The sequence below is a fragment of the Anaerolineales bacterium genome (assembly GCA_022866145.1).
Taxonomy (GTDB): Bacteria; Chloroflexota; Anaerolineae; order Anaerolineales; family E44-bin32; genus PFL42.
Genome location: JALHUE010000259.1, coordinates 1 through 3,410, shown reverse-complemented (window position 1 = coordinate 3,410; position 3,410 = coordinate 1). Strand labels below are relative to the sequence as shown.

Genomic DNA, 3,410 nt, shown 5'->3' with positions numbered 1-3,410 from the left:
GGTGTGGTGTCCAGGCAGACAAACCTCCCTCCACGGCGCAGGACCCGCGCTTGCTCGGCGAGCGCCGCCGGCACATCGCTAACGTTGCGCAGCAGGAAGCCGCTGACCACGCCGTCGAAGGTTCCGGCGGCGAAAGGCAGGTGCAGGGCATCGGCCATCACCCAGCTCGCCCGATCTCCGCCGGGGCGCTGCCGGCCAACCCGCATCATGGGCAGGCTGAAATCGGCTGCCGTCGGGCGCGCCGCGTGTTGCTGGCGCAGCACCTCGAACGAAAGATCCCCGGTTCCTGCGCCCAGATCCAGCACGCGCGCCCCGGGCGTCAGCGACAGCCGCCGCACGGCCTCGTGTCGCCAGCGGCGGTCCTGCCCGAAGGTCATCAGCCGGTTGAGCAGGTCGTAGCGCCCGGCGATGCGGTCGAACATGCGAGAGACGTAGGCGGCGCGGGCGCTCCCGCTCAAGTCAGCCATGACGAAGCCTTGGGATCACGCCGCGTACTGCCAGCGGCACAGACGGCGCTGGGCGGCATCGACCACCAGGTACAGCCCGAGGCCGAGCAGGCTCATGGCGATCACCCCGGCGTACATGCGCGGGTAGTCGAAGAGAGTGCTGCCATGCAGGTAGATGTAGTAGCCCAGGCCCTGCTGCGTGGCGAAGAGTTCGGCCACGTAGAGCACCGCCACGGCGGTGCCAATCGACTGGCGCAGGCCGGTGAGGATGGCCGGCAGGCTGGCGGGCAGGTACACGAAACGAAACAGGCCGCGGCGCCCGGCGCCCAGGCTGCGCACCGAGAACAGCAACTCGGGACGCAGGGCAGCCGCCTGGTCACGCACCAGCACCAGGATCTGGAAGAACAGGATCAGGAAGATCACGGCGATCTTGGTCAGGTCGCCGATGCCGAAGAACAGCAGTAGCACCGGGAGCAGCACGACCTTGGGGATCGGGAACAGCAGGTAGACGAAGGGCGAGAACCAGCGGTCGGCGCGCTCTGATTGTCCGAGGATGATGCCCAGCGGCACCGCCGCCAGTACCGCCAGCGCGGTCGAGGCGACGACGCGCCACAGACTGACCAACAGATGGCCGCCCAGCTCGCCGGGGAGCTCGCGGATCGTGATCCACAGCACCTCAAACGGCGAGGGCAAGATCGGGCGGTTGACGACGGCCGCCAGCACTGCCCAGATCACTACCAGCACGATTGCCGCAAGGAGGATTGACCGTCGTCTCATGCCACACGTTCCATCGCCGCCCGCAGGCTGGCGCAGGCCTGGTCGTAGGCGGGCGTCCCGCGGTGATCCGGCAGGCCTCCCCCGGGGTTGTCGAGCACCTGCGGCTGCCGGTGCGGAGGGCGGCCCAACACCAGCACGCGCTGGCCAAGTAGCGCCGCCTCCTCGATGGCGTGCGTGACCAGCACTAGCGTCAGGCCTTGCCCCTGACGAAGCCGCATTGTCAGGTCCTGCAGATCCTGACGCGTCGGCGCGTCGAGCGAGGCGAAGGGCTCATCCATCAGCAGCAAGTCGGGGCTGAGCGCCAGGGTGCGGGCGATGGCTGTGCGCTGGCGCTGGCCGCCCGAGATCTGCCCGGGGTAGCTCTCGGCGACCGCCTCCAGCCCGAGGCGCTGCAGCCAGCCCCCGACCTGTTCATCAATGTCCTTGACCACCTCGTCGCGCGGGGCGTGTCTCCCGTCCGGGCCGTAGAAGCCGCGCAGGCGCAGGCCGAGCCGGATGTTGGCGCGCACCGTGGCCCAGGGCAGCAGCCCGTAGTCCTGCAAGATCAGCCCGGTGCGCGGGCGAGGACGGCGCAGGACCTCGCCGCCGACCTGCACCTCCCCTGAAGTGGGGAGCTGCAAGCCGGCCAGCAGGTAGAGCAGGCTGCTCTTGCCGCAGCCGGAGGGGCCGAGCACCGCCCACGACTCGCCGGGCGCCGCCTGCCAGCTGTAACCTTGGAAGAGCGGCGGCTGGCCACGGTAGGCGAAGGTCAGATCGTTCAACTTGATCACGGTCGGCCTAGCGGGACTCCGAGCCCAGCAGGTTGGGGAGACAGCGAGCACCCGGGTATGCCCTCAGCCCGACATATGCTCCGAGGTGGACCTGCCTGCCATGGCAGTGTGCAGGAGCAGGGGATGGCATTCCTGCCTGGTGGACGGGAGCGCATCCCTGCCCCACCAGCCACATCTTCTACCGTCTCTCCGCCATGCTTCTTGGTGGCCCGCGGAGAGCCCCTCGCTCCGGCTTCGTGCAACATCCTGTCAGGACGGGGTGCTGCGCGAGAGGATAGGGGGCGAGGTCGATGGGCGCTCTGCTGCATGTGCCTAGGGTAGGAAGGCGCCGCTCACCGAATCGGCGTAGGCGATCGCGCTTTCGATCAAGCCCTTCTCGATCGTCCAGGACAGCACATCGGCGAATTGCGCCTCACTCGGCACTGATGCCGCCGGGAAGTCCGGCAGGGTGTAGGACTCCAAGATCGGGGCAGGGACCAGCTTCTGCTCCACGAGCAGATCCTGCCACTTGCCCTTGTCGGCATTGATCTCGGCGGTGGCCTTCTCGATTGCCGCCAGGAAGGCGCGCACGGTGTCGGGATTGGCGTCAGCAAATGCCCTGCTAAACGAAATCAAGCTGTTGCCATACTCCGGATGGGCACTGTCGTCGACCACGACCGTCGCGCCGCCCTGCATGGCCAGCAACGAAAGCGGATCGGGCAAGTTGGCTGCCTTGAGCTGGCCGGAATCGAGCAGCGCCATCCGATCCGGGATCTTGGGGACGGCGATGGTCTGGATGTCCTCCGGCGCCAGACCCTCGGCCTGCAGCAGGCGGTCGGTGGTGTAGGCGATGACGGTCCCCTCCGAGATGCCGATCTCCACGCCCTTGAGGTCCTCGGGAGTGGTGATGCCGCTGTCCTTGGCAGCCAGGATGGAGTACTGCGGGAATTCCGGGGTGGCCGTCCGGGCGAAACGCACGACGGTGATCTGCGGCTCGTCCTGATTGTAGAGCATCGTCGAGACCAGGTCGTTGATCATGCCGTCAATCTGACCGGCCTGCATTAACTGGTCGCGCTCGGCGGCCGAGGCCGCCGGGACGAACTCGACCTGCAGCCCGTTCTCGGCGAAGTAGCCCTGCTGCTGGGCGACGTACATCGGCAGGGCGTCCAGGATCGGTAGGACTCCGATCCTGAGGGTGTTCGGCTCAGCCGGCTGCCCGGCGCAGCCTGCCGCCAGGAGCGCGATGGCGGCCATCTGGGGTACCAGCTTGCGAAACATCATGTGTTTCCTCCTTTGGCTAGGGCGCAACCAGCGCCATCGTCGTCGTGACGAGCAGAGTCAAACTGATGACGCTGTTGACGTTGAAGAACGCCGTGTTCAAGCGGGTGAAATCGTTGGGACGCACCAGGTAGTGCTCATAGGCTAGCAGACTGCCGGT

At 67.3% G+C, this 3,410-nt stretch carries 4 protein-coding genes; all 4 read right to left on the bottom strand.

The window, feature by feature from the left end:
• Positions 1-467: class I SAM-dependent methyltransferase (locus tag MUO23_08070; GenBank protein MCJ7512911.1), on the bottom strand; the 467-nt coding region annotated here is incomplete at its 3' end.
• Between the two features lie 15 nt (positions 468-482).
• Positions 483-1,223 (bottom strand): ABC transporter permease, encoded by a 741-nt coding sequence (locus MUO23_08065; GenBank protein MCJ7512910.1) that lies wholly within the window; start codon positions 1,221-1,223, stop codon positions 483-485.
• The gene (locus tag MUO23_08060; protein ID MCJ7512909.1) at positions 1,220-1,993 is read right to left on the bottom strand and encodes an ATP-binding cassette domain-containing protein; all 774 of its coding nucleotides are present in this window, start codon (positions 1,991-1,993) and stop codon (positions 1,220-1,222) included. Before MUO23_08060 ends, MUO23_08065 begins: the two co-directional genes overlap by 4 nt.
• Before the next feature lie 312 nt (positions 1,994-2,305).
• On the bottom strand, positions 2,306-3,253 hold the full coding sequence (locus MUO23_08055; GenBank protein ID MCJ7512908.1) for a MetQ/NlpA family ABC transporter substrate-binding protein: 948 nt from the start codon (positions 3,251-3,253) through the stop codon (positions 2,306-2,308).
• Positions 3,254-3,410 lie beyond the last annotated feature (157 nt).

What these genes read in the sequence shown, in the direction of transcription:
- MUO23_08055 (MCJ7512908.1), bottom strand. Translation starts at nt 3,253, where the DNA reads ATGATGTTTCGCAAGCTGGTACCCCAGATGGCCGCCATCGCGCTCCTG.
- MUO23_08065 (MCJ7512910.1), bottom strand. Translation starts at nt 1,223, where the DNA reads ATGAGACGACGGTCAATCCTCCTTGCGGCAATCGTGCTGGTAGTGATC.